Below are 26860 nucleotides of genomic sequence, written 5' to 3'. Positions count from 1 at the left end.
GCTCACTTAATGTTGAATACACAGCGGGTCCAGCGCGAAGTCAAGATCGTCGGAATACTGCAGCGTATCGAATCCATCGTAGAAATCGTCTGCGGATTGATCCGGCCCGATATCGACGGACACTGAATTCTTCTCGAATCCGACTTCATACTTCAAATTCAACCGTCTGGCGAATTCCAGAAACGGACGCACATCCAACTCTTTTTTGTCGAATGAGAAAACGAAAGTTGAATGCCCCGACCGCGACAAAACTTGGTCGAAAAACAATTGACCATCCACTTCTACCACGCTGCAAACATCGAACATCGACACCTCCGCTGTGAAGAAGGGGATATTTTCTATCCGATAACACCCGGACCATACCTCGACAGCATTCAGGCTTTCAAACGAAGCCCCACGGTCGCTGGAAATCGGAAACAGGATCGCAGGCATATAACCCTTATCGGTGGACATCCTTGTGGCACTTCCGGCAAAGCAAACCGATGTTGCCGGAATCCGTTTTGCCGCCGTTACACCAATGCTCCCAGTGGTGATAAACGCCTTCTTCATCGTCCGGCGTAACACCTCGTGTGCTCTTCTTAGCAGGCTTGGTAGGTATATTGCACATCTCGCACCTCAACTTGCCCTGCTTGTCTCGCGCTCTCTCGTCAACTTCGCGCCGAACTTTCGACCTCTTTGAAGCGTACCGTCCATTATGAACAAGTGCGCCATCGTCGTCTCCAACGAAGAAGGTATGAGCATTGGCAACTTCCAAATTGTACGTTGTCAAAACTTCAGACGAGAGGACCGCCGAAACCACTTCCATTCCTACGGCGTCGCTGACAGAACTAGCCAGTTTGTCACCGGCCTTGATCAGTACGGCATCCCGCCACCCCTCTTCGGTCCTTATTGGATGGTTTCCGGTCGCGGAGAACTCGCCCCCGTTTCGGAGCGTCAAGCGAACGATATCTCGCTTGGCTTGCGGAGTTGTCATTACCTCGGTGACCGACTGATAGCTCAGGCCATCCTGCTCCGCTTTCCATTCGCTCCGTGCCAGAACCTTGTCGCCAACGCGAATACTAGAGATTGGCTTCAGCTCATTTCGCCCGTCCGCGGAAAGGACGTGCACCGGCGTATCGCCGGGAAAACTGTTCCCACCCACACATTCGCAGACATCGCCGCATTCCCTGCGAAACTTTTTGATCCACTTCGTCTTAGTAAGCCACTTGGGGATCGGAACTAGAGTGGTCCAATCGAAACAGCCGGTAGTTTTATACTCTTCGTATACCGTATACAACTCATATACAGTGATTGCAATATTTATCGCACGAACAATACCTTGAACATATTCACCAGTCGGATCCCCATTATTTATCGGATCTCCGCCGGCATACTCATAGGAATTCCATCCCCCCGCGAAGCCGATGGGATCCGAAGTGATGTACCGACCAATGACTGGATCGTAATACCGCCGGGTGTTGTAGTGAAGCCCGGTTTCCTGGTCAAAGTATTGCCCCGGCGCCCGCAGCCCACTCACGACACCGCGACTCGATGTCACAGTGGCGTACCCGTCAATCGAATAGTCGGCACGCCAGATCACTTGGCCCGCAGCATCGGTTATCCGTCGCGGCCGCCCTGACTGATCATTATGGAAGTATGCGTACTCCAGGCCAATGCCACTGCCGTAGAGCAGGTTCCCCTTAATGAAAACCGGGTCTGTACCCCATTCGCCGCCAGGATGCCACCCGTATTGGACCTTTACGACGCCATCGGGCCCGGCCTCTGCCAAAAGCCCCTCTTTTGCATACAGGTATAGGCTACGTTTAGGAACCGGCAGGACCTCACCGGTGCTCGCGCGATACACGTCCTTGATCAAACGATTATCAAAAGGGTCGTACGCATACTTGGCTACGTAGACGCCAGCTCCGTCCTTGACTGCGACCAAGCGATTGAGCGCGTCGTACTCGTAGATCCAGACAGAAGCGCCAGCCCCCGGCTCATTCGAGGTCTTCCTCACCAGATTTCCGGTAGCGTCGTACTCATATGCCGTGCCGCCTCTTTGGAGCAGGCGGTTGCTGCTGTCGTACTTCCATTCCCCAGACGTAGAACTGTCGCTTTTTCGGTTCCCGGCGGCATCAAACGTGAAAACCTCCGTTGTCAGTCCTAAAACCCCTCCTCGATCAACCGTAGCCTGCGTGAGACGCTGTTCGGAATCGTAGGCGAATCTTTCCGAAATCGTACTGGAAGCCCCGCCCTCCGCATCAGACGAAACTGACTCAAGCAGTTCACTCAGCCGGCCATAGCGGTTCTCGACCCCAAACAACTTCTGCTGCCCTGCGCTCTTCACCGTCATGGCAGCAGCTTGCAGAAGGCCATCGTATGAAAATTCCCTCGTCACACCACCCGGAAGCGTGATCCGACTGGGTGCGACCCACTTCCTAGAATTGACGGAATACTTGCCAGCCCCGGGGATATCAATTGATCCTAGCAACCCATCGCTCTCGTACTCATAATTGACGACATCACCATCTGGGAATTTTAGCGATTTGACCAATCCGGCTGAGGTGAGCGTATATGCATAGCCAAGAGAAACACCTTGCGTGTAAGTTGCAGTCTCGCTCAAGAAGTTGCCGTCATCATCGTACGTATACTCCGCTCCAAGAGTTCCGTCCGACCAAGATCGCAAGTTTCCTGCAGCATCCCTGGTATAGGTGTACGTCAGCGACGGCGAGGTTTCTCCTGCCTTGGCAGCCTCTGTCCGAACGACCAAGTTAGTCGAGTCGTAAGTGTGGCGGATGGTCGAGCCATTAGCGCCGGTAATCCGCGTCCTATTGCCACTTGCGTCATACTCATAGGTCGTAGTCTGACCGCCAGGAAGAACTTGAGCAACCAAGCGATTCGCGCGGTCATAACGAAGGGTCGTTCGATGCCCGAGATAGTCCTGTAAGGCGACGATGTTGTCGTGCGCGTCCCAAGTCAGCTCGATGTACCGACCCTGCGAGTTCGTAAACCGCAGAACTCTGTCGAATTCGTCGTAAGCGAAGTAGGTTGTTTTTCCCTCAGGATTCGTCGTCTCAATGACGCGTCCCTTCTTGTCATACTTCTGAAACGTGGTTCGACCGTCCGGCCCCGTGGTCAATTCTTCGATCACCGTGCTGGCGGTAATCCGCTCGCGCCGGTCGAAGCGTTGCTCCAGCGCGAAGCCGGGATAGTCAGTTCTGGTCGGATTGGTCAAAGCCCCAACTGCGGTCGGATCTCCTGGAAGGCCGTAGCCATGGGTGGTCACGTTCCCTTGGCTATCCGTGACTTTCGTCAAGCGCTGAAAATTGTCGTATTCGATGTGGACTCGTCTACCGTCCTCATCGATTTCCAGAACCGGAAACCCATGCCCATTGAACTGAGTCCGCTGCGCTCCCCCATTGGCGAAAACCGTTTGCGTGAGCCGATTCATTCCGTCATAGGCCATGCTCACGGTTTTTCCGAGTTCGTCGGTTCGGCGAACCACATTTCCGACTCGATCGTAGGTGAAGCCAACTTCTCCACCAAGTGCGTCGCGGATAGCCTCGACGTTGCCCGACGCGTCGGCGCGGTACTCGACAACCTCGCCGCGCGGGCCGACCTGCTTCCTCGGATTCCCGGCCCTGTCGTAGGCATAGTGCCTCACGGCCCCTTCCGGGTCGACTGTTCTTTTGACATTGCCTTGAGAATCATAGTCAAACGCCCAGCGTGAGACAGTATCCGCCGGCGCCGACTTTCCACGCCGCAGTAACGCGGTCACAAGACCGGCCGAATTCCGAACGTATTCAGTTTCCCGTTCCGCAACGCTACCAGCGGCCTCCCGCTTGTAGAGAAGGTTACCTGCGCTATCGTAATCGTATTGAGTTACCACACCCATCGCGTCGACACGCTCAAGCAGGCGCATATGGGCCGCCGAATACTTGCTGCTGACCGTCGCCCCGTCTGGATATTCGATTAAAACAACCTGCTCGAATTCGTTCGATCTTGTTCTCGTCGTGAATCCGCGAGCATTCGTGCCACTCTCCGTGCGAGAGCCGGTGTCATAGCGCACCTCGGCTTCAACGCGACCGTTCACAACGTGACGGACCATCCGGCCGACACGATTGTGGGTATAGGATTCGATCTTCTGCCCGGCAGCCGTCTCCGGCCTCACCACCTTCGCGTTGAACTGCTTGTTTACATCATCGTAGTCGAACGTGTACTCGGTCTCGGCACCGTCGGGCGTCACATGGCGCTTGACCGTGCTTCCAGAATATTCAATCGTTTCCTGCCGAAGTTCGGCATCAGTGATTTTTGTTATTCTGTTCCCAGCATCGTATTCATACTGAGTCACAAAGCCGCGAACGTCAGTGACCTTAATCAGGCGATTCTTGTCGTCATAAGCATACTTTACGGATCTAGGAGGAAGGTCAACCTCAAGTTCCGAGACCGGGTAATCTCTCACCTCAACTAGAACATCACCAGAATAGTGAAGGCTGAAAACAATGTGCCCGACATCATCCAGCACGGCGCGAACGATTCCACCAGCGTCTCGGAGAAGCCAGACTTTTTTGCCATTTCGTCCACCCCAAGACACCACCTGGCCTTGGGTGTTGTACTCAATCCAGTCGCCACCTCGATCGGTCCATCGATATCCCTTCTTGTTTTCCTGGGCCGCGACTGTGTAGCGCCCGTGTCGGAGAGCGGGCTCAACATCGGCCGTCGCAATGGGAAGGATTTGGAGAACGGCTCGCTTTTCCAGTACAGCGCGGTTATTAAAAGCATAACGGCCGCTCTCGCCCAAATACAGCTCGTTCATCCTTCGAAGCGCTTCAACATCGGCCGTTTGGGCTGATCCAGTGACGGAACCGAGACAGAGATTCGCGTAGTCGATGCTCACCCGCTGGAGCGGCACATAGTCCGGAGCCAGTTCGCCCATCAGTCGATTGAACGGCGTGGACCGCGCAGGCACCATCGGACCGGCTTCGGTAATGCCGCCGACGACCACCGTTCCTACCGTAGGTTCCCAGTCTTCATCGACCCAAACCCAGCAACTTGAACTTTGGGAAGGAGGCTCCGCGGGGAAATTACTCACAGTGGCACCGGCGCTTGCGGCACTTGTCGTGTCCGCGCTCTGGCTCCCGGTAAGGTTCTTCCAGCTTTGAGAAAGGCTTTCCCAATGCTGATTGAATTTCCACTCCTGACCATTCCAGGAGCGGACCCATCGCACTCGACCAGCCGTTGTGTCCACGTAGATGTCATCGACACTGACCGTGGCGAAGCCGTTGGGAAGCGACACGGAAAAGCCGTTGGGCGAGTCCTCCGAATAGGCTGGAGACGCGCAGGCAATCAGCATGGCACCCGCCCACACCTTCGCCTTCAAAGACCAAGGTTCGACCATTGCGAGAAACCGCCCCTCGAAATCAGAGATATCAAAACTCACGTCGACGCATCGCCAAATATTTAGTCGCACGACACTCCACCCTTTGGTATTTCAACGCACCGTTTTCCACGAAGCGGTATGGATGTGGGGCCGCCGCCGTAACCCCCTGTACCCCAACCGCCGCCGCTATACCCACCACCGCCGGCACCGCCGCCCGTACTTCCGCCTCCGCCGCTCTGGCAGGAACTCGTGCTCACGGAGAACCAAGACGAAGTTGCACCGCAGACCGATTTTTCGCCGTTTGCGCAGATGGAGATACAGGTCACTGCGGTTGAATTGCTGTAGCTATAGCAACCGGCACCGGTCGAGTTGTCCTGCGCCGCGGATTGTTCGAGACCGCGAACAGAGACGACACGATACGGAACGGTGATACGTTGATGCGGCTCTAACGCATGTGGTATGTCCACCAAGAACTCGTAGCGGAAGAATTCGTCGCTCTTGGGAAGCTGGTGTTTTATTTGCTCGGCACGGAGAAGCCCGTGGTTTTGAAGAGAGAGCTCGCCGTAATAAACATCTCCCGTGTTCATTTTCGGCAGATTGATGCTTGTCGGCCGCATGACCACTACTGCCGCCGGAACATCCGTTTCAAAAGTCGCATTCAAGGTAATTTCGTACCGGTCTTGAATAGTTATTTCCCGCACGCTCCATTCCACCGTGACGAGGTTGTACTGAAGAAACACCGATTGATTAAGTGTTATCCCCGGCTTGACGGTCAAACGTCCGCCAATCTCCTGGTGGTTATTTGCCGTAACGCGGAACTTGTACCGTCCCGCCGGCACGTTCTGGAACATGGCCTCGCCCAGCGCGTCCGTGCTCATCTCCAGCGTGACCGTCGCGACTTCCTCGTTCTGCAGCGTGATGCGCGCATTCGCCAGCCCAGAGATCAGCTTGCCGTCCTTGCCGACCGTCGCGGTGTAAATGTCCGACGCCCTGAACTGCACATTGCCCTGCCCGCTCGCGGTGATGCTCGCGTACACGTTCAAATTCTGTGCGCCGACGTTGTCGCCCTCCATGCGCACAAGGAACTCGTAAACGCCTTCGGCGATGCCTGCCGGCGGGTTGAAGGCCAGGTCGATGTTGCGCTTGGCACCCACCGCCAGCGTGCCGTTGACAGCGTTCGAGATGCTCACCCACGACGGGGCGGGAGAGCCGTCCGTCTTGGTCAGCGTGAACTGCAGGTTGATCGCGTCCTGCAGGCCCTTGTTCTCGACGACCACGGTCTCCACTTCGCTGGCGCCGCGCGCCAGGCCAGTCTCGACGAAGCTAGGCACGCTCGTGATGAACGGCTTGGCTTCGGTGAGCGTGTAGTTCACGGTCACGCGGCCGATCGGGGTGAGCGGGCTTTCGTCGGTGACGAGGTTCAGGATCACCGAACCCGTCGGCTGCGCGTCGTTGCTCGCGGTGAAGCGCACCGGCACGTTCAGCGTCTGGCGTTCGGCCAGCGTCACCGGCGCAGGCAGCTGCACGCTGATGCCCGCGGGGATCTGGCCCGTGGGCTGACTGGCGGCGTCCAGCACGAGGCGCAGGTTCGTGGCCTTCGTGCCCGGGCCCGCCTTCGCGGTGAACGGGATGCTGAACGGATAGTTCTTCGGCACGTCGAGCTTGTACGGCGTGGGGCCCACGGTCACCCGGTTGATCGTGAACGAGCGCTGCTCCGAGCGGTCGGTCACGTCCGGATGCACCGCGCTCACCTTGTAGAGACCCGAGTCGGTGATCGTCGGCGTGAACGTGTAGATGAACTGGCCGGCGGTGTCGGTCAGCACGCTGAACACGCGCTCGAAGCCCTGCTGGTTCAGAACCAGCTTCAATCGTGTGTTGGGCAGCGGCGCGTTGCCGCGGCGGTCCAACGCACGACCGGTGACGACGATGTCCTGGTCACCGAACGAGCTAATCGGGGTCACGTTGGTGACCTCGCCGTAGTAAGCGGTGTCGACGAGCGAGATCACCTTCTCGGCGCCACGACCGGCGATCACGACTTCGTCGTCCTGGCCGCTGTGGTACCGCAGCTTGTCGACCTCGAGCTTCAGGCGAATGCTGTTCGGGCTCGACGCCGGCACGTTGACGAGGAAGACGTCGGACGTGTAGCTCTGGCCTGCACCGATGCGCGCCACCGTGAGCCCGTTCGTCAGCGTCACGACGTTCGCCCCCAGCGCCTGGCGATACGCCTGCGTCGCCAGCACGTTGCCGTCGCCATCGAGCACCTTGAACCGCAGTTCGGTCGAGTCGCCGTTGCCGTTGTTCGTGGCCGTCAGCAGTTCGATGTCCACCTGGCTCGTGTTTTCGATGGTCAGGCGCACCCGGCCGGTGGCACCCCGCGTGAACTCGTCGGTGGCCATGCCCACGACGATGCCGCTGTCGCCCACGGTCACGCTTTCGTTGCGCGCGATCTTCACCAGTTCGCCTTCCACCGGCGAGATCTCGACGCCCACCTGGGTCTGGGCCGAGGCCGGCAGGTCGGCGTAGCCGCCCACGATCACCGGCACGAGGCGGGTCTCGTTCGCCCCGAGCGAGAACAGCTCCGACTTGTGGTCCTTGAACTGCGTTGCGTCCTTGTTGATCGGCAGGCGCACGACGACGCGGGCGTTGCCCACGGCCGACGAGGTGTTGGTGACCTGCACCTGCAGCTGGTTCATCACGCCGCGCAGCACCGGCAGGCCCGAGGCGATCTGCGCGCCCACGTTCGGCAGCAGCAGGCTGCGCGGCATCTCGACGCCGTTGGCGTCGACGGTGGCGATGGTGTAGAGGCGCTCGCCGCTCGTGTAACCGCTGTCGCTGAAGGTGCGCGCCGTGATGGGCGCCGGCGTCAGCTTGATGCGGTTCGCCGACGCGCCGACGTAGACGTTGTAGCCCGCGACGTTGCCGTTCGGCGCGTTCCAGGTGACCACCGGCAGTTCGTTGCCGAGCTGCTCCACACGCAAGTTCGACACCGGCAGCAGGCTCGCGTTCAGGTACGCCGAGTTGGAGATGGCCGACTCGTTGCCCGCCGCGTCGAGCGCGGTCACCACGTAGGCGCCCTGCGTGGGCGACGGCGTCGGGTCGAGCGCGATCGGCTGGCGCAGGCCGGTCTTCAGCGGCGTCAGGCCTTCGATGCTCGTGATGGACGTGCCCGTGGCACGGTACAGGTTGTACGTGGCAACGGTGCTCGCGAGCGGCGGCTGCCACGTCGCGACGATGCCCTGCCCCGTCAGCTGCAGCTGCAGCGATTGCGGCGCGCCCGGGGCGTTGGCGATGGTGGTGACTTCCACCGTGGCGCTCTGGCCCGACACGGATTCCTGCGCGTTCGACTGGCGCACGGTGGCGACGGCGTACCTGAACAGGCCGTCCTGCGGCGTGGTGTCGACGTGCACGGTGCCGCCCGAGCGCACCAGCGCCACGAGTTCGGTCTGTACCGGTGACTGCCGGTAGACCTGGTAGCTCGTCGCCTCGTCCACGGCCTGCCACGACAGGCGCACCTTGCCGCCCGGTTCGGCCTTCGCTGTCAAGCCCAGCGGGATCGCGAGCGGCGGCAGGTTGCCCTGGTACACCTGGAACCGGTTGAAGCCGATGACCTTGGTGGACACGTTGTCGAGGTCGTCGAGCGCGCGCGACGTGAAGCTCAGGATCTCCGGCTGCGCCAGGCCCGCGTCGGACGGCAGCGTGAAGCTGGCGGTCCACACGGTAGGGCTGACCTGCGTCAGGCTGCCGACGGACACCGCCGAGCGCACGGGACCGCTCAGCAAGTAGTTGACCGTCGGGGCGGCACCGGCCTTCGGCGCCTTGCTGAACGTGAAGGTGGCCGACACCGTGGGCGCGCTGTCGTAGCGGATCGGCGACGACGGGCTGACCACAATGCTGGAGAGGGCCGGACCTTCGGTGTCGATGCGGAACGTGGCGCCCGCGTCGATGTCGGTGCCGCGGTTGCCCGCCACGTCGCGTGCCGAGAACAGCGCGTTGGCGTTGCCCGACGCGGTGTTGGCGTCGACCAGGAAACTGCCGGCCCAGGTGGTCGGGCCCGTCGACGCGAGGTCGACGGGGATCGGAGTGCCGCCCTGCGGCACGATCGACAGGTACGGCGTGGCCTGCAGCGGTTCGCTCAGCGTGACCACGAGATTCACACGGCCCTGCCCGATGCGGCCGGTGGCGGCGTCCACCTTGCCCTGCGGCGCGTAGGCGATCGACAGCGCGCGGGGCAGCGTGCCGTCCGAGGTGGCCTGGGCCGGGTTCGACGGCACGGAGGGCGTGCCCGCGGCGTTCACCGACACCACGCGGTAGTACCAGGTGCCGTCCTGCTGCGGCAGGTCATCGTAGGCCGAGATGGTGTTGCCGAGGGTGCCGGGGTGCAACTTCACCCCTTCGGTGACGCTTGTGAACGGCACGCTGGCCCGATAGAGCTGGTAGCCAGTGACGTTCGGGTCGGTGGAGCGGGTCCATCCAAGCTTGACCTTGCCCTGCACCTGGGCCACGGCCGACAGGTTGGACGGGCTGGCGGGCACGGTGACGTCGAGCGTTACCGACACGGCGGCCGACAGCGCGCTCGTACCCCACGCATCGGTGGCGGTGGCCTGGATCTGATTCACACCGGGCGCCAGAGTCACGGCGCTGCTGAAGCGGCCGTCGCTACCCGCGTTGACCGCGGTGCCCACGGCCTGGCCGTTGAGGTGCAGGCGCACCGAACCGCCGGCCTTCGCCGTGCCGGCGACGGTGGCCGCGGCCTCTCGGGTCGTGCTGCCGTTCGCAGGGGCCGAGAGCACCGGCGCATCGGGGACCGCATGCGCCACGGTGATGCTGTAACTCGTGGTGCTGCTGTTGTTGAGCGAGTCGAAGGCACGCAGGGCCAGCGTGTGGGCGCCGTTGGCCACGGCCGACAGGTCGAGCGACACAGTGTAGGTGCCGGTGCCGGACGCCGTGCCCGCCACCCCGCCGTCGAGCAGCATCTCGATGCGCGAGATGCCGCTGCGGTCGGTCGCCTGGAACGTGAACGTGGTGTTGCGCGTAAGCGTGGCGCCATTGGCGAGCGGCACGCCGGCCGAGGTCGGCGTCGTCAGCTGCGGGCCTTCGGTGTCGGGTACCACGGGCGCGCGGGACAGCGTCACATCGCGCAGCTGCTCAGTGACGCGACCAGCACGATCGGTGGCGGTCACGCGCCAGTGGTGGACTCCGTCGGCGAGGCTCGTCGGGCTCCAGCTGTAGGCGTACGGCGCCGTGGTGCGCGTCGCCACCAGCGACCCGTTGAGGAAGAACTGCACGCGCTCGATGCCCGAGGCGTCGGTGGCCGCCGCGTCGACAGTGATCGGGCCGCTGATGACGCTGCCAGCCACCGGATTGCCGATGGTGAGCACCGGGGCCTCGGTGTCCACGAGCACGCCGCCTGTCAACGTGCCGGTTGCGACGGTGCCGCTCGCGTTGCGGAACTGCACCGAGACGGGCTTCGTGCCGTCGCCCGCGGACAGCGCGAAGTTCACGGTGGCGCGCCCGCCGGACAGCGGCTGGAACGCGATGCCGGCGAAGGCCGAGCCTTCGGCGATGCGGTATTCGGTGGCGTTCACGCACGAGATCTCGAGCGCGACGGTATGAGTTTCGTAGTACGGCGCCGGCTGCGCGAGGCGCACGGTGGGTGCGATTAGCGGTGCGGCGGCGAGGTAGTTCCCGTAGTTGACGCCGGAGGAGACCCGGTCGCCCTGGCCGGCGGGGTTGCCCATGGGATCGGTCGGTCCGCTCGCGTGGCCCCACCAGTTGCCGGTGGCGAGCAGCATGCTGCCCGCCGTGCCGTTCGAGATGGCGTTGCTGGTGTTGTGCGCGAACTGCGTGGTGCCCACGGTCGGCGCGCTTCCGCCGCCCGCCTCGATGCCGACGCCGTTGCGCAGGAAGCTGGACCCCGTGATCGCGGGCGAGGCGCCATCAATGAGGCGCAGGCCCACGGTGTTGTCGGTGAACTGGGCGTACTGCAGCGCGGGGTTCACGCCGCGCAGCGTCAGCGCCGCGCCGTTGGCGGCGCCTGCGTAGCGCACCGTCAGGTCGCCGAAGCCGGTCACGCCGAACGCCGCGGCTGACTTCTCCACGCGGATGCCAGTCCAGTCGGCCGAGGCCGGCGTTTGTGGGGCGGCGCCGATGGCACCGCCCGCCGCATCGTCCTTCTGGCTCGTGAAGGTCACGCCCTTCGCCGCGAGCAGGCGGTCGCGCACGATCAGGCGCCCGTCGCCACCGAACTTGACCACCACGCCCTCGTCGATCGCCAGTTCTGCGGCCGAGGCGGTCAGCGGCATCGATGTCGCGACGAGCGCGAACACCATCGTCCCGACGACCGACGAACGAACCCACCCCGCGCGGCGGTCGGAATGCCGGACACGCGAGGAATGGCGTTCCGGGCGGGAGTCGTTCGTCATCATGGTCATGGGGCGAAGGCGGTCGGGTTCCTGCGAGGAAAGGTCAGCCGCGGAAGCCCGCGGCCTGCAGGGCGGCGTACGGCACGTCGAACGTCTTGCCGCTCACGGTGTAGAGGCGCGCGGACGCCTCGCCCACGAGGGGCACGGTCACTTCGACCTTCTCGACGGCCTCGTTTCTCGCAAAGCGCGACAGGTCGGGCATGCCCGCCTGGGTGGTGCCGCCCACGACTACCGTGTAGGTCGTCGTCGCCTGCAGCGTGCTTGGGCCTTGGGGCAATGTCACCGAGACCGTGGCCGTCCCAGTCGTCGTGGTGCCGGCAATCGCAGGGCTGATCGCCTGTACCGACGGCCCATAGGCAGGCGCGACACGCAGGGTCACGGTGTTGCCCACCGGCACGTTCGTGGTCTGGAACACCACCTCGACCGGAGTCGTCGCCGAGGCCGGCAGGGTCACGTCGGCGTTGCCGGTCGGGTTCGCAGGGACGGCTTGGCCTGCCACCGAGGCGATGCGAATGCTCGGGGCGCCCGCGATGAAGATCGGGCCGGGGGTGTCCACCACATATGCAGGCGTCGCAGTGCCGGTGTAGGTGATGGCTTCGCCTTCGAGGCGGATGCGTCCGACGCTGCCGCCATAGTGTGAAGAGCTGCCGGTGCTGCCACAGTCCGACCGCGGACTGCCGTTGTAATGCCGGCAGCCGCCGTGGGTCTGGATGGGGCCGTTGCCGGCAATGGTGGTGGCTACGATTCGCACCGCACCGCCCGATCCGCCGGCCCCCTGTCCACCGACGCCCGGACCCGCGATACCCCCGCCATCGCCCCCGAGAGCGGTGATCGCGCCCGTGATGCTGACAGTCGCGGACGATGCGATCAAGATGGCGCCGCCGCCGCCACCGCCGCCGGAGCCAGCGTAGCTCGTTCCTCCCAGTCCACCCCCGCCGCCCGATCCTCCGAGCAGGGGCTGGAGCAGGGGCGAACCGTAGGCCTTTGCGCTATAGAAGACGTCAGCGGTTCCACAGCCATAGCTCGAGGCGCCGGGTCGCAGGATCGACAGGGCATAGGCGCCACCGGCGCCGACGGACCGGACAGCGCCGAATCCATCGCTACCACAACCATCGGCACCTTCGATCGCCCCTTTGCCGCCGCCTGGCCCGAGTCCGGCTCCCGACCGAATGACGGCCGGCCGCGAAGCCGCGTCCTCGCGCCCCCCCCGCCCACCGTCGTATCCACCCGGACCACCAAGGCCGGGCTGTCCGTCGTCGCCCAGCACGCCGTTGCCGTAGGTACCCGAATGCGCGGCCGTTCCACCACTGACATCGATGACGCCTGCGATCGTGACGCTACCCGTCGCCAGCAGAAAGACCGGCGTGTTCGCCGCGTTACGCTTGAACTTGACGGTCACGCCCGTGGGGATGTTCACCGTCGTGTAGTTCAGGATGCCCGACTCCGGCAGCACCACCTCCGTATTGACCGTCGGATTGAACGCGCCATCGGCGCCGGTGCTGCCACTGTTGACGGCGGCCTGCGCACTGGCCGCGGCCAGCACGCTCAGGAGAAGGGCGACCGGGGCACCGCGCCCCGGGCCCCGCTTCAGCGTTTGCGTTGAAGTGTTCATGGAGGGGCTCCTCGATTCAGGTTGGCAAGGGAAAGGACGCGCGCGCGCGCGCAGGACGGATGGGGACTTCATGGCTGGGCTGTTCCGGTCACTGCGGTGCGACCACGTTGAAGGTGTTGGCGGGAAGGGGTGCCGTGCCGCTCTGTCCACCCGGCACCTCGAGGACGAGGACACGGTTGCCCAGCGTGGCGTCTGCACCGACAAGCACGTTGAACTGCAGGTAGTCACCGAGCGCATCGGAGAGGAAGACGGGGGTTGTGACAGCACGGACACCCGAGGCGGGCGCGAACGAAACGCCCGTCACTGCGGACAGACCGGTGCCGCGCACCGTGACCGTGGCGGCCCGGCCCCGCTCGAGCAGGATCGGCGATACAGACTGGAGGATCGGGATCGCTCCAACACCGAACACAGGCTCAGCCGACACAGTCGCGACCGTGCCCGAAACCGTCTGCAGGCGCAGGTGGCGCGGGCCAGCCGGCGCATCGGGCGCGGCGGAGACCCCCACGCTCAGCACCGTCCCGCCACCGGTCACGACCGGCGTGTCGAACAGCAGGCCAGTCGACGGCGCGGCCACAACCGCGGTCACCGCATCGAAGCCGGAACCCGTGACGGTGATCGTGCCGGAGGCGCCTTGCAGCACCCCGCCCGGCGTGACCACCGCCACGTGGGCGCCCACGACGACACCGACCGGCCGAGTGCCGAGCAGTCCCGTCTGGGGTTCGTCGGGCAGCGTTGCCGAGTTCGTGCCGACAGCCACGCCGACCGGTGCCGAAGCCAGCATGCCGATGAGCGCGTCGGGTTCCGCCACGCTGCCGACCATGACGCCGACCAGCGCGGTGGTGATCGCATGGGCGGAACCGCTGGTGGCGGACACCCGCACTCGATTCCGCGGCGACGGCACGAGCGTCGAATCACCAGCCACCGTCGTGATGACCAACGTGCTGTCGGCCGCCGGCGCGCCGGTTGCGACGGCGCCGAAGAAGCTCAGAACCGAGCCGTCCTCGGACACCGTGAACGGCCCATTGAACGTCATTCCGTTCGCAGGCTCCGCCCGCACGCCCGTGATATTGATCAGGTTGCGGCCGCGCACCGTCATCTCGACCCCGGTGCTTCCCGCCGTCAGCACCTGCGGTGTCACCGAATCGAGTTCCGGAAGGGGCGCGGAGACAAGGAAGCTGTCGTCGGTCCACTTCACCGTCGTCAACACACCCGCCGCCGTCAACAGCACGAGTTTGCGGCTGCCGAGCGGTGCGTCCGGGGCCAGGCGCAGCGTGAAGGTCGCCTCGGTGCCCTCCGCGTTCGCGGTTGGCGCACCGACCAGCGAGGCACCCGTAGACGGCACCAACGCCGCGCCCGTCATGGACTGGAGCGAGCGGCCGCGCACGGTCACCAGCACATCGCTGCCAACCACACCCACGCGAGGCAACACCTCGAGCACCCCGGCGCCGTTCAACACACCGACAGCGGTCGAGCCCGGTGTCACCGTCACGGGTTTCTCCCCGACGGCCGGCACGCCAACCATCACACCGACCAGGCGCGACGCGAAGGGTCCGACATCACCCCGGACCGTATCGGCCTCGGCCAACATCCAGGTGTTGAACGACAGCAGTTCGGCCGACGACATCCCGGACGGCGTGACGACCTGGACGAGTCGCATACCCGTCACGGCGTCGGAAGCGATGTCCACCCACGTAGCGATGGAAGTGCCATCCGCATCGATCTCGAGTTGCGTGTCGATGCCCAGCCCCGCAGCGGGCGTCACCCGCAGCAGGCCCTGCTGCAAGTTGCGGCCCCGCACGACCAGCCGTATCCGGTCGCCGCGCGGCGAGATCAGCGGCGTCACCGATTCGATGGTCGGCGCACCGGTGGTCAGCTGGACGGTGGATTGCAGCGCATTGGCGAACACCAGTTCCTTGCCGGCCACGTCTTTGACGACGACGCGGCGGGCCCCTGCAACGGCGTCGCTCGCGGCAGTGACGTCCACCTGGATCTGGCTGCCGTCGGCGGCCACGTTCATGGCCTCGACGCTCACACCGGTGGACGGACTGAGCGACAGCTGCGCGCCCGACGGGATGCCCTTGCCGGTGACGGTGAAGCGCACCGTGGTGCCCCGTGCCCAGCCCCCAGGCGAGACCCCAGTGAGCGTGCCGCCCACCGCCACGCCGACCGGCGCGTTCGTAACCTTGGCCTCGGTGGTAACCGGCGGCACGGACACCTCCCCGTTCACGACCCCCACCAGACCGCTGTAACTCGTGTTCGCGCCGCGGAAGTCCGCGGTGATGAACACGGGCACGACGACCTGGGCGAGCGTCGAGGAGCGGAGCGTAAGGCTCACGGTGCCGGCCACACGCGGCACCACGGCGAGCGTAGCCACGGTCTGGCCGGCCGGAATGATGAGGGTGGCGGGCGACACCGTGAGCTTCGCCGGATCGCTCACCGAGACGTCGATCGAATGGTCCCGGAAGTCCGCCTTAGACAGACGCAGGACGATGTTGCGGCTGGTGGCGTCAGGCGGCAGCGCGAGCGGCGCCGGTTCGATCGACACCACCGGCGGCACCGCTGCCTGCACCACAAGGCTACCCTGGTTCGACAGGAGGTACTGACCCGCAATGGCCGGGTCCGGCGCGCGTACCTGCACGGCGAGCGTCGCGGCAGCCTGCTGGTTCAGCAGCGTCGCGCGAAGTTCGGTGGCGCTGACGAATCGCGTGGCTGCGGCAGCCCCGTTGAACAGCACCTGGGACGCCGCGCTGAAGTTGCGGCCGACCACTGTGACCTCGAGGGGGCCGGACTGCGCGTTCACGGACAACGGCGAAACACCACTGATCGTGGGGACCGGCAGCGTGACGGTAACGGCGTCCGGGAGAACGACCTCACCCGCATCCACCACCAGGCGCAACGCCGCGCGCCCGGGCGCGGCGGCGGCATCGACCTTGAGCTGCATGAAGACCTGCGACGAGGACCCGCCGCTGAACGGCGTCAGTGCGAGTCCGGGCCGGTCGAGCGTCGCTTCGCTCACACCGGACAATCGGCTGCCGCTGACCGTCACGGTGACGGTCTGGCCCACCTCGACCGTCGATGGCGAGAGCGCGACCACGGTAGGTGTTGCGCCGACCGACACCGCGCCGCCCGTCACCGCGTACGGTATTCCGCGCAGGCCCCAGCGCACGTTTCCGGCGATGTCGCCGGCAGCCACGGACACGGCGTTGAGGGCATTGCCGCTCGCGCGGTTGCCGAGGCCGAACGGCGAAGCGGCCAGATCGATCGCGATCGCCGCGCCCTGCTGCGAGCGGATGTCGACGAAGTTGAACTCAGGAGCCGATCCGTTGACCACGACGCCGCGGCCATGTTCGAACAAGACGTGCTCCAGCCGAGTGTTCACGGTTCCGGCGGTAAAGGTCCACTGGTTCCAGTCGCCGGCCGATGCACCCTGCCCGGCACGCACCTTGTCCGAACGGACATGCACCGGCAGTGCGGCCGTGCCGTTCGCCCGCACGCCACCCGCCTGGACCGTCAGCCCGGCGCCGCTGCCCATCGACACGACCACACCGGCGTCGATTGTCAGCGTCGCGCCCGCGCGCACGGCAATGGCACCGTTCACCACGTATGGGCTACCCGAGGTTTCCCAGCGGGTGTCGCTGGCAATGTCGGCCGCGACGATCGTCTGCGCCATCACCGGGCTGCATGCGAGCCCGAGAAAGGCAGCCAGGGCTGGCGCACCGGCGTCGCGCAGGCGACAGACGGCGGACCGCAGCAACACCGCGCAGGCAAGTCGCATCATGGGTACGGAAGAAGACGAGGTGGATCGCTGGCCGCCGCGCGGGCGTACGTCAGCGAGAAGGATCGGCGAGGGAAAACGCGCGCCCGGGCAGCATCGCCATCGGCGTTCGCGCGGCATTGCACCACGCGCAGAGCGTCCGATCTCGGACGCAACAAGACTTGTTGCCCTTCATTCCCCACTCCCCTTTTGGTGAGCCGCGCGATTCGTGCCGTGCGACATTCGTGGCCGGATGCTAACAGCGGAATTTGAGCGGTCGGGGGTTGGAGCTTGGGGGGTTGCGGACCTCGGCTCGACACGCTATCCGCGCGGGCGAGCGCGAAGAGGCCGCGGGCCCCTCAACTTTTCGATAACTTCCTCACGCAATCCGCCGATCCGGCCATGACGTTCAACCAGTCGACCGAGGCGACCATGGTCAGGCGTACCGACAAGGCCGCGAACGTTCCTCAACAAATCGCCCGGAAGGCGGAGTAAACCAAAGGGGGATTCATCTTTTTTCGCCCTGAGCTTTTGCCTGTCGTAAAGGCACCGGATTCCGTGGAGGCACTTTGACCTGCCCGGTTCTGAAGCCCAATAGTTTCAGGAGCGCCCCCAGTTCGAGAGGAGCCCATGAGAAAGTGTCAATTCACTGAAGAGCGGATGATCGCCATCCTGCACGAGGGCGCCCGCAGGGCGTCGGCAACGTCGCCAGAAGCACATGGTCAGCGAGGCAAGCATCTACGGCCGGCGGAAGCACTTCGGCCAGTTGGAAACCGTCGAGGTCAAGCGACTGAAGGAGCCGAGCCTGTGGGCTGATTCGAGTCGCACGCCCGACGTTGGATGCAGAGCGCAGATTGAGCGCGAAGGACTCAGCGATGATCGAGGCGATGCGGGAACTGTCGGTGCAGTATTCGAGCTATGGATACCGGTGAATCCGGATCTTCCTGCGTTGGCGTGGCTTCGGGCCGAGGTCGCTGATCCAACGCATCTGGCGCGGGCCGGCTGCTGCTACTGTGTCCGCGGCGCCTCATCGCCACGGGTCGGCCACGGGCGACACACCGTTCAGCGCGCCTGGTATGGTTCTACGACTTCGTGTTCGATACGACGCGGCGGGCGAGCAGATCAAATGCTTGCCCGTGGTCGACGATTGCACCCGGGAATGCGTGACCCTTAACGTCGTCGGCTCCATCCGCCGAGTGGTCGAGGCACTCGCACGCTTGATGAGGGATCATGGACCGCCCTTGTTCACGCGCTCGAACAACGGCCCATAGTTCGTCAGTCACGCGATTTTGAAGTGGACTGCACACTCATGCATCGCCACTGCCTTGAGCGATCCTGGCAAGCCCAGGCAGAACGGCACTTGCCAGAGCGTCAATGGCAAGTTCCGGAACGACGGCCTCTCGCTGGAGTGCCGCCAATCACGCCGCGAAGCGACCGTTGCTATCGAAGACTCGCGTTGCCACTACATTGCAGTCCGGGAACACCAGAAAGGTCGGACGAGTCGGCGGGACGGCGCGGCACGGAGGCGCGAGGCAAGCTCGCGGCAGGAGCTCTGGACGCAAAAAGGGTCAGTCCTTGTGAGAACTGACCCTTTGCGAATAACTGGTCGGGACGGCGGGATTCGAACTCGCGACCCCTTGCACCCCATGCAAGTGCGCTACCAGGCTGCGCTACGCCCCGACTGAGCCCGCAAGTATAGCCTTAAAGTTGTTGAGAACGCCAGCGTCTTGAGCGGTATTTGCATCGCGGCGCGTGAACGCCTTTGGCGGTGGCGCGCAGCGGCGCGCCCTGCCCTTCAGACGGTCAGCAGCGAACGGATGGAGAGCAGCTCGTTGCGCATCTGCTCGGGCGAGAGTTCAGCCGATGGAGGCTCGGGGAGCGGCTCGGCCGCGGCGCCGGCTGCTTCGAGGGCCTCGGGGCCGAAAGCGGAGCTGTCGTCGAAGCCGGAGTCGTCGTGCGTGTCGGCAGCGTCGAGTGCGTCGGTCACCGCGGCGAGGTGGCCGCGGCCGTGCACGAGCTCGGTCAGGCGGTTGCGCGCACCGCTGATGGTGAAGCCCTGCTCGTAGAGCAGTTCGCGGATGCGGCGGATGAGCAGCACCTCGTGGTGCTGGTAGTAGCGGCGGTTGCCGCGGCGCTTCATCGGCTTGAGCTGCGTGAACTCCTGCTCCCAGTAACGCAGCACGTACGGCTTCACGCCACACAAGTCGCTGACCTCACCAATGGTGAAGTAGCGTTTGGCGGGGATGGCGGGAAGCGCTTTCTCCATTGAAATCAATGAGATCGAGGCCGAAAGCTAAGACTTTACTCGAAGTCCTCACCCACCGGGATGTCGCCTTGGACAACACCCTTCAATTTGTGGCTTGCGTGGAATGTGACCACATTGCGCGCCTTGATGGGGATCGATTCGCCGGTGCGCGGGTTGCGCCCGGGGCGGGGGGCCTTGCGACGGATGTTGAAGTTTCCGAAGCCCGACATCTTCACGTCATCGCCCTTCACGAGCGTGCTGTGAATGATCTCGAAGAAGGCCTCGACCATGTCCTTGGACTCGCGCTTGTTGAGCCCGAGCCGCTCGAAGAGCAGCTCGGCCAGCTCGGCCTTGGTCAGCGTGGGCGTCTCGAGCGTGGGCAGCATCACGCGCTCGGGCGGCGGCGACTCGGGCGGCATGTCAGGCGGCAAGGTGGTCATGGTCGGTGCTCAGTGAGGCCTCAGCCGCGCAGGCGAGCGCCCAGGCGGGTCTTCAACGCGTCGAGCACGGCCGCGACGGCCGCCTCGATCCGCTCGTCCGTCAGGGTCGCGGAGTCGTCCAGCAGCTCCAGGCGAACCGCCAGGCTGCGTTCGCCGGCGGCCATGTCGGCCGTCGGCGTCGCGGGCTTGTAGATGTCGAACAGGCGGGCCGAGCGGATGAGCGCGCGGTCGGCCGACGTGATCGTCTCGATCAGCGCGTCGTGCGTGACCTGCTCGCCAGCGATGACGGCGATGTCGCGCCAGGCGGACTGCTGGCGCGCGATGGGCGCCGCAACCGGCACGTTGCGCGCCGTGAGGGCGTCGGCTTCCAGTTCGAACAGGATGGGAGCGCCGGGCAGCTCGTAGCCTTGGCGCCACCGTGGGTGCAGTTCACCCACATGGCCCACGGCCCGGCCGTCGAGCACGACACGCGCCGAGCGGCCCGGGTGCAGGGCCGGATGCTCGGCGGCTTCGAAGCGAACGGTGCGCGGCGCGAACAGCGCCTCGATGTCACCCTTGACGTCGTAGAAGTCGACGCTGCGTTCCTTGACGGACCACTGCAGCGCATCGGCCGGACCGTAGGCGATGCCGGCCACCCGCAGCGGTTGGTCGATGCCGGCCACCGTGCGCAGGCTCGCCTTGACGGTGTCGTCACGGCGGAAGACGCGACCGACCTCGAAGAGGCGCACACGCGCGGCCTTGCGGGCCAAGTTGAAGCGCAGCACGGACACGAGGCTGCCGATGAGGCTCGTGCGCATGACCGACAGCGGGCTGGCGATCGGATTCAGCACCCGGATGGGTTGCGTGTTGCCGGCCAGCTCCTGCTCCCACCGCTCTTCGACGAAGCTGAAGTTGATCGTCTCGTGGTAGTCGCGGCCGGCCAGCGCGTGACGCACGGCATGCAGGCTGCGGCGTGACTCGGGGCGCACGCGCGCGGTGACGGGCGCAAGCGGCGGCGTGTCGGGCAGGTTCTCGAAACCGATGACGCGCACCACCTCCTCGATGAGGTCTTCCTCGAGCTGGAGGTCGAAGCGCCAGCTGGGCGGCGTGACGGTGAGCACGCCCTCGGGGCTCGCCTGCACCGGCAGGCCGAGGCGCTTGAGCACTTCGGTGCACTCGCCTTCGGTCACCGGCATGCCGATCACCTTGGCGGCACGGGCGACGCGCAGCTGCACCGGCTTGCGCACCGGCATGTTGAGCTGCTGGTCGTCGATGGGGCCGGCTTCGCCGCCGCAGATGTCGATGATGAGCTGCGTCACGCGCTCGACGTTCTCGACGGTGTGCGCCGGGTCCACACCGCGCTCGTAGCGGTGGCTGGCGTCGGTGCTGAAGTTGTACTTGCGGGCACGACCGGCCACGGCCTCGGGCCACCAGAAGGCGGCCTCGACGTAGACGTTGCGGGTGTCGTCGTTCACCGAGGTGGCGTCACCCCCCATGATGCCGGCCAGCGACTCGACAGCCTGGCTGTCGGCGATGACACCGGTGCGGCTGTCGAGTTCGACGGTGTTGCCGTTGAGCAGCTTGAGCGTCTCGCCCTCCCGGCCCCAGCGCACTTCGAGGCCAGCGTGGATCTTGTCGAGGTCGAAGATGTGCGACGGCTGGCCGTACTCGAACATCACGTAGTTCGAGATGTCGACCAGGGCGGTGACGGAGCGCTGGCCGCAGCGGGCCAGGCGCTCGACCATCCAGGCCGGCGTGGCAGCCCGCGTGTTGACGTTGCGGATGACGCGGCCGGAGAAACGGCCGCACAGGTCGGTGTCGACCACCTCGACGGGCAGGCGCTGGTCATGCGCCGGCTGGGCGACGGGAATGGTGGGCGTCAGCAGGGGCGCACCGGTCAGGGCCGACAACTCCCGCGCAATGCCGTGCACGCTGAGGCAGTGCCCCAGGTTCGGCGTGAGCTTGAGGGTGAAGAGCGTGTCGTCGAGGCGCAGGTGGTCGCGCACCGAATTGCCCACCAGGGCATCGTCGCCGAGGATGAGCAGACCGGAGGACTCCTCGGACACCTTGAGTTCGCGCGCCGAGCACAGCATGCCCTGGCTTTCGACGCCGCGCAGCTTGCCGAGCTTGATCTTGAAGGGTGCACCGCCCTCCTCCGCCGGAGGCAACTCGGCGCCGACCAAGGCACACGGCACCTTGATGCCGGGGGCCACGTTGGGCGCGCCGCACACGATGTTGAGGACCGTGTCCGGGCCCACCTTCACCTGGCAGACGTTCAATCGGTCAGCGTCCGGATGGCGTTGCACGGAAAGCACCTCGCCCACGACCACCTGGGTGAAAGGAGGTGCGACCGGGCGAAGCTCTTCGACTTCCATGCCGGCCATGGTGAGCGTGTCGGCCAGCTCCTGCGTCGACAGCGGAGGGTTGCAGAAGGCGCGCAACCAGGATTCGGGGAATTGCATGTGAGAGGTCCAGAGACTGCGGGGCGGGCTTACTTGAACTGCGACAGAAAGCGCAGGTCGCCGTCGAAGAACGCCCGCAGGTCGCTCACGCCGTAGCGCAGCATGGTGAGCCGATCGGGGCCCATGCCGAAGGCGAAGCCGATGTGGCGCTCGGGGTCGAGGCCGTAGCTGCGCACCACGTTCGGGTGCACCTGGCCGGAGCCGGCCACCTCGAGCCAGCGGCCCTTCAGCGGCCCGCTCGCGAAGGCGATGTCGACCTCGGCCGAGGGCTCGGTGAAGGGGAAGAACGACGGACGGAAGCGCAACTGCAGGTCGTCCGTCTCGAAGAAGGTGCGGAAGAAATCGGTGAAGACCGACTTCAGGTCCTTGAAGCTCACGTTCTCGCCGATCCACAGGCCTTCGCACTGATGGAACATCGGCGAGTGGGTGGCATCGCTGTCGACCCGGTAGGTGCGGCCGGGCGCGATGACGCGGATCTCGGGCATGGGCAGCTCGCCGGCGTACTTCTCCGCATGGGCGCGCGCGTAGCGCACCTGCATCGGCGAGGTGTGCGGGCGCAGGTTCAGCCACTGGCCGTCCTCGTCCTTCATGTCCACGTAGAAGGTGTCCTGCATGGAGCGCGCAGGATGGTTCTCGGGGTTGTTCAGGGCGGTGAAGCTGTACCAGTCGGTCTCGATCTCGGGGCCGTCGGCGACGTCGAACCCCATCGAGCCGAAGATGGCCTCGATGCGTTCCATGGTGCGCGAGACGGGGTGCAGCGAGCCGGTGCCGCGCTGGCGCCCGGGCAGGCTCACGTCGAGCGCCTCGGCGCGGAGCTGGGCCTCGAGCTCGGCGTCGGCCAGTGCCTGGCGACGCGCGGTGAGCGCGGCTTCCACTTGCTGCTTGGCGGCGTTGATGAGTGCGCCGCGCGACTTCTTCTCTTCGGGCGACAGGGCACCGAGCGCCTTCAGCAGCTCGGTCAGGCGCCCCGCCTTGCCGAGGTACTTCGCCTTGGCGTTCTCCAGGTCGGCCGGTGCCGGGCTCTGCGCGAAGTCGGCTTGCGCGTCTTGCACCAATTGCTCGAGGTCGTTCATCAATTCATCAACGCCGGAAAATAAAAAAGGCCGAACCAGAAGGTCGGCCTTGAGGGCTTGGCACCCACCGGCACGAGGCCGATGGGTTTGCCGCAGCACCGGGTTGCCCCGGTGCAGACACGACATCAAGCGAGCTGGGCCTTCACCTTCTCGACGATGCTGCCAAAAGCGGCAGGATCGTTCACGGCCATGTCGGCGAGGACCTTGCGGTCGATCTCGATCGAAGCCTTCTTCAGGCCAGCCATGAACTTGCTGTAGGTGAGTCCGAGGCCACGGCTCGCCGCGTTGATACGGGCAATCCACAACTGACGGAACACACGCTTTTTCGTGCGGCGGTCACGGTAGGCATATTGCCCAGCGCGCATGACTGCTTGCTTGGCGATGCGGAACACGTTCTTGCGACGGCCACGGTAACCCTTGGCGAGTGCGAGAACTTTCTTGTGACGGGCACGGGCGGTTACACCACGTTTGACGCGAGGCATGCGGTTTCTCCTTCAGAAGCGATTAAAGGCCAGCGAAGGGCAGCATTTGCTTCATGTGCCCCATGTTGGTCTCATGCACGTTGACAGCGCCACGCAGGTGGCGCTTGTTCTTCGTGGTCTTCTTGGTCAGGATGTGGCGCTTGAACGCCTGGCCCCGCTTGACGGTGCCACCCGGACGCACGCGAAACCGCTTGGCCGCGCTCTTCTTGGTCTTCATTTTGGGCATGACTGCTCCTTTTGAATTGCACCTGCAGGCGCCGGCAAAGGGTCTTGCCGTCTTGTTGGCCTGCAGGGGCTTCTTGCGTCGCCCTGGTGACCAAACCAGGGCAACGAACTCACACGAACGCCGTTGCCAGCGCTCCTCTTGCTTACCGCTTCTTCGGGCCCAGCACCATGATCATCTGGCGGCCTTCGAGCTTGGGCATGTTCTCGACGACGGCGCAATCGGCCAGGTCGTCACGAATGCGTTCAAGCAGGCGCATGCCGATATCCTGGTGGGTGATCTCGCGGCCGCGATAGCGCAGCGTGACCTTGCCCTTGTCGCCGTCTTCCTCGATGAAGCGGCGCAGGTTGCGCATCTTGATCTGGTAGTCGCCTTCGTCCGTACCCGGCCGGAACTTGACTTCCTTGATCTCGATGACCTTCTGCTTCGACTTGGCTTCGGCCGCGCGCTTCTGTTCCTGGTACTTGAACTTGCCGTAGTCCATCAGGCGGCAGACCGGGGGGTCGGCCGTCGCGGCAATTTCAACGAGGTCGACGTCGAGCTCGCCCGCCATCCGCAGTGCTTCCTGCGTGCTCACGATGCCCAGCGGCTCGTTTTCCACGCCGTTCAGTCGGACCTCGGGGACCATGATTTCACGGTTCAGGCGGTGCTTGCGCTCCACATTCGGAGCGCGGCGGTCAGCAAAAGTAGCGATAGTTCTGATCCTTCAGCGGGCTCCAAGGCAGGAGAGCCCAAAAATTTGTCACGCGCGTCGTGGGTGAACCGGCTGAGCTGGACTCAGTCAGACCCGCTGGGCGATGTCGCTGGCGATCTTCGCGGAGAAGTCGGCGAGGGACATCACTCCCAGGTCCTGGTTGCCCCGGGCGCGCACCGCAACAGCCCCGTTTGCCTTTTCCTTGTCACCCACAACAAGGAGAAACGGGACCTTCTGCATTGAATGCTCCCGGATTTTATAGTTAATTTTCTCGTTGCGCAAATCAACCGAGACCCTAACTCCTTGTTTTTGCAGTGATTTCGCAATCTCCTGGGCGTAGTCGGCCTGGCCGTCGGTGATATTCATGACGACGACCTGCTTCGGAGCGAGCCAGGCCGGCAGTGCGCCGGCGTGCTGCTCGATCAGGATGCCGATGAAGCGCTCGAGGCTGCCCACGATGGCGCGGTGGAGCATCAGGGGCGTGCGGCGCTCGCCGGCTTCGTCCACGTACTCGGCGCCCAGGCGCTCCGGCATGTTCGGGTCGACCTGAATCGTGCCGCACTGCCAGTGCCGGCCGAGCGCGTCCTTCAGGGTGTATTCGATCTTCGGGCCGTAGAAGGCGCCCTCGCCGGCCGCCACCTCGAACTCGCAGCCGGAACGGCGCAGGCTCTCCATCAGCGCGAACTCGGCCTTGTCCCACGACTCGTCCGTGCCGATGCGGGCCTCGGGGCGGGTGGCGACCTTGTAGATGATGTCGGTGAAGCCGAAGTCCTTGTAGACCTGCTGCAGCAAGGCGGTGAAGGCGGCGCATTCCTCGAGGATCTGGTCCTCGGTGCAGAAGATGTGGCCGTCGTCCTGGGTGAAGCCGCGCACCCGCATGATGCCGTGCAGGCCGCCGGTGGGCTCGTTGCGATGGCACTGGCCGAACTCACCGAAGCGCAGCGGCAGGTCGCGATAGCTCTTGATGCCCTGCTTGTAGATGAGGATGTGGCCCGGGCAGTTCATCGGCTTGAGCGCGTAGTCGCGCTTCTCCGACTCCGTCGTGAACATGTTCTCGCGGTACTTGCCCCAGTGGCCGGTCTTCTCCCAGAGCGACTGGTCGAGCAGCTGCGGCCCCTTTACTTCCTGGTAGCCGTTGTCGCGGTAGACGGCGCGCATGTACTGCTCCACCTGCTGCCAGACGGTCCAGCCATTGGGATGCCAGAACACCACGCCCGGCGCGTGCTCGTCGATGTGGAAGAGGTCGAGCTCGCGGCCGAGCTTGCGGTGGTCGCGCTTCTCGGCCTCCTCCAGGCGGTGCAGGTACTGGGCAAGGTCATCCTTGGTGGCCCAGGCCGTGCCGTAGATGCGCTGGAGCATCTCGTTGCGGTGGTCGCCGCGCCAGTAGGCCCCGGCCACCTTCATCAGCTTGAAGTGCTTGAGCTTGCCGGTGCTGGGCACGTGGGGGCCGCGGCACAGGTCCTCGAACTTGCCTTCGCGATACAGCGAGACGTCTTCGTTGGCCGGGATGCTGGCGATGATCTCGGCCTTGTAGGCCTCGCCGATGCCCTTGAAGTACGACACCGCTTCATCGCGCGGCAGCACCCGGCGCTCGACCCGCTCGTCCTTCTTGGCGAGCTCGGTCATCTTGGCCTCGATGGCGGCCAGGTCCTCGGGCGTGAAGGGGCGCTTGTACGAGAAGTCGTAGAAGAAGCCGTTCTCGATGACGGGGCCGATGGTCACCTGCGCCTCGGGGAACAGCTCCTTGACGGCGTAGGCCAGCAGGTGGGCCGTCGAGTGGCGGATCACGTCGAGGCCCTCGGGATCCTTCTCCGTGATGATGGCCAGCTGGGTGTCCTGCTCGATGCGGTGGCTGGTGTCGACCACGCGGGCCGACTCGCCCTGCCCCACGCGCCCGGCCAGCGCAGCCTTGGCCAGACCTGCGCCGATGGACGCAGCCACCTCGGCCACGGTCACGGGGTTGTCGAACTGGCGCTTGGAACCGTCGGGCAATTGAACGGAAATCATCGGGAACTCCGGGAAGGCCTCGCACCCTGGGTGCGGGGCCGGAAAACAAAAAAGCGCGGGGGTGAGCCGCGCTTTCGAGATCAGGACGAGAAAAGGTGAACGAGCCGC

The 26860-nt window shown here is 64.6% G+C and carries 13 protein-coding genes, 1 tRNA gene and 1 pseudogene; 1 reads left to right on the top strand and 14 read right to left on the bottom strand.

Features of this window, described 5'->3' with window-relative positions:
- Window positions 1-6 precede the first annotated feature (6 nt).
- From ACSQ2F_RS08350 to ACSQ2F_RS08330, 5 genes are read right to left on the bottom strand one after another with little or no spacing between them, the layout of a single operon-like run.
- The gene (locus ACSQ2F_RS08350) at window positions 7-453 is read right to left on the bottom strand and encodes a DUF4265 domain-containing protein (RefSeq protein WP_436021639.1); all 447 of its coding nucleotides are present in this window, start codon (window positions 451-453) and stop codon (window positions 7-9) included.
- Window positions 440-5419 (bottom strand): RHS repeat-associated core domain-containing protein, encoded by a 4980-nt coding sequence (locus tag ACSQ2F_RS08345; protein ID WP_436021637.1) that lies wholly within the window; start codon window positions 5417-5419, stop codon window positions 440-442. Before ACSQ2F_RS08345 ends, ACSQ2F_RS08350 begins: the two co-directional genes overlap by 14 nt.
- A 20-nt stretch (window positions 5420-5439) precedes the next feature.
- Complete coding sequence (locus ACSQ2F_RS08340) at window positions 5440-11790, bottom strand: fibronectin type III domain-containing protein (protein ID WP_436021635.1); 6351 nt, start codon at window positions 11788-11790, stop codon at window positions 5440-5442.
- 34 nt (window positions 11791-11824) lie between these two features.
- Window positions 11825-13465, bottom strand: a complete 1641-nt coding sequence (locus ACSQ2F_RS08335) for a hypothetical protein (RefSeq protein ID WP_436021633.1) — start codon at window positions 13463-13465, stop codon at window positions 11825-11827.
- A gap of 16 nt (window positions 13466-13481) precedes the next feature.
- Entirely contained in the window at window positions 13482-17063 is a 3582-nt protein-coding gene (locus tag ACSQ2F_RS08330; RefSeq protein ID WP_436021631.1) for an IPT/TIG domain-containing protein, read from the bottom strand.
- Window positions 17064-18436: 1373 nt separating this feature from the next.
- On the opposite strand from ACSQ2F_RS08330, the pseudogene ACSQ2F_RS08325 reads away from it, so the two are divergent.
- Window positions 18437-18622: pseudogene (locus tag ACSQ2F_RS08325) on the top strand (integrase core domain-containing protein); the annotation flags it as partial.
- Between the two features lie 128 nt (window positions 18623-18750).
- On the opposite strand, the gene ACSQ2F_RS08320 reads toward ACSQ2F_RS08325, so the two are convergent.
- The 9 genes from ACSQ2F_RS08320 to thrS all read right to left on the bottom strand — a co-directional run bounded on the left by ACSQ2F_RS08320 (window position 18751) and on the right by thrS (window position 26752).
- Window positions 18751-18827 (bottom strand) — tRNA-Pro (locus tag ACSQ2F_RS08320).
- A gap of 115 nt (window positions 18828-18942) precedes the next feature.
- Entirely contained in the window at window positions 18943-19413 is a 471-nt protein-coding gene (locus ACSQ2F_RS08315) for a MerR family transcriptional regulator (RefSeq protein WP_436021629.1), read from the bottom strand.
- 35 nt (window positions 19414-19448) lie between these two features.
- Window positions 19449-19811 (bottom strand): integration host factor subunit alpha, encoded by a 363-nt coding sequence (locus tag ACSQ2F_RS08310; protein ID WP_436026778.1) that lies wholly within the window; start codon window positions 19809-19811, stop codon window positions 19449-19451.
- 41 nt (window positions 19812-19852) lie between these two features.
- Window positions 19853-22273 (bottom strand): phenylalanine--tRNA ligase subunit beta, encoded by a 2421-nt coding sequence (pheT, locus tag ACSQ2F_RS08305; protein ID WP_436021627.1) that lies wholly within the window; start codon window positions 22271-22273, stop codon window positions 19853-19855.
- A gap of 29 nt (window positions 22274-22302) precedes the next feature.
- Window positions 22303-23346: a phenylalanine--tRNA ligase subunit alpha gene (gene pheS / locus ACSQ2F_RS08300; RefSeq protein WP_436021625.1), complete on the bottom strand. Its 1044-nt coding sequence runs from the start codon at window positions 23344-23346 to the stop codon at window positions 22303-22305.
- Between the two features lie 125 nt (window positions 23347-23471).
- Window positions 23472-23828, bottom strand: a complete 357-nt coding sequence (gene rplT / locus ACSQ2F_RS08295) for a 50S ribosomal protein L20 (protein ID WP_056655597.1) — start codon at window positions 23826-23828, stop codon at window positions 23472-23474.
- 22 nt (window positions 23829-23850) lie between these two features.
- Window positions 23851-24054 carry a 50S ribosomal protein L35 gene (gene rpmI, locus ACSQ2F_RS08290; protein WP_056655594.1) on the bottom strand — a complete coding sequence of 68 codons (204 nt, stop codon included), beginning with the start codon at window positions 24052-24054 and terminating at the stop codon, window positions 23851-23853.
- 142 nt (window positions 24055-24196) lie between these two features.
- Window positions 24197-24754, bottom strand: coding sequence for a translation initiation factor IF-3 (gene infC / locus ACSQ2F_RS08285; RefSeq protein WP_436026776.1), 558 nt, complete (start codon window positions 24752-24754; stop codon window positions 24197-24199).
- Window positions 24755-24832: 78 nt separating this feature from the next.
- Window positions 24833-26752 (bottom strand): threonine--tRNA ligase, encoded by a 1920-nt coding sequence (gene thrS, locus ACSQ2F_RS08280; RefSeq protein ID WP_436021622.1) that lies wholly within the window; start codon window positions 26750-26752, stop codon window positions 24833-24835.
- Window positions 26753-26860: the final 108 nt, after the last annotated feature.

Source organism: Rhizobacter sp. LjRoot28 (assembly GCF_964253025.1).
In the GTDB taxonomy this organism is placed as follows: Bacteria; Pseudomonadota; Gammaproteobacteria; order Burkholderiales; family Burkholderiaceae_C; genus Rhizobacter.
The sequence above is the reverse complement of the archived record's forward strand: the minus strand, read 5'-3'. Positions and strand labels throughout refer to the sequence as shown.